Below are 935 nucleotides of genomic sequence, written 5' to 3'. Positions count from 1 at the left end.
CAGAAAACAGAGATCATGGCAACACATCGGTGGTCGCGCCGCTTTCGTTGCTGGAATACGACATCAAGGACAAGCCGAGCTGGGTCGAGGCGGTGCCGCCCCCTAATGTCTACCGGGGCATCCATCGAGGCGACCAGGCCGATTTGGGGGAACGCTACGCCGATCACGTGACCGAAGCAGCGGTCCGCCTTGGAGCAAGGGGATCGGGCGCTGCAGCGCTGCTGATTGACTCCATCTTTGACGGCAACGGCGCCTTGGTCCCGCCGGGCGACTACATGCGCCTTGCCTTCGAGAAAGCGAGCCGTTCAGGAGCGTTGTGCATCGCCGACGAAGTCCAAATGGGCTTCGGAAGATCGGGCACGCATATGTGGGGCTTCGAGGCATTCGATGTTCGTCCCGACATAGTCACCATGGGAAAGCCGATGGGCAACGGGCACCCCATCGCCGCGCTCGTGACGCGTCGCGAAATCGCCCTGGAGTTCCAGCGTCGCACTGGCTATTTCAACACCTTCGGCGGCAACACGGTCTCGACGGTTGTCGCCAACGCCACCTTGGACGTGCTGCAGGGCGAGAACCTGCAAGGCAACGCCGAGCGTGTCGGCGCGCATCTCAAGGCATCTCTCGACGGTTTGATCGGCACGCACGAGCTTGTCGGCCACATCCATGGGCGCGGCCTTTTCTACGGAGCCGAGCTTGTCCTCGACCGGACCTCGCGCGCTCCCGCGAAACTCGCGGCCCGCTGGGTGCGTGAACGGATGAAGAGCCTCGGTGTCCTGGTTGCCTCGACCGGTCCCTTCGGAAACATCATCAAGATAAGGCCGCCATTGGCCTTCAGCACCGCCGACGCCGACCGGTGCTTTGAAGCCCTTCACACCGCGCTGACAGATGTGCCACCCGATCTTCGGATCGCAAATAGCGCCTGAGCCAACCGGGGA

The 935-nt window shown here is 62.8% G+C and carries 1 protein-coding gene; it reads left to right on the top strand.

Going from position 1 to position 935, the window contains the following annotated elements:
* On the top strand, positions 1-923 hold a 923-nt coding region (locus AC1D0I_RS32625; protein WP_477400188.1), incomplete at its 5' end, for an aminotransferase class III-fold pyridoxal phosphate-dependent enzyme.
* Positions 924-935 lie beyond the last annotated feature (12 nt).

This window comes from Mesorhizobium sp. P2_D1, from assembly GCF_056404455.1.
Note: the sequence above shows the minus strand (reverse complement) of the source record. Positions and strands in the feature narration are given on the sequence as shown.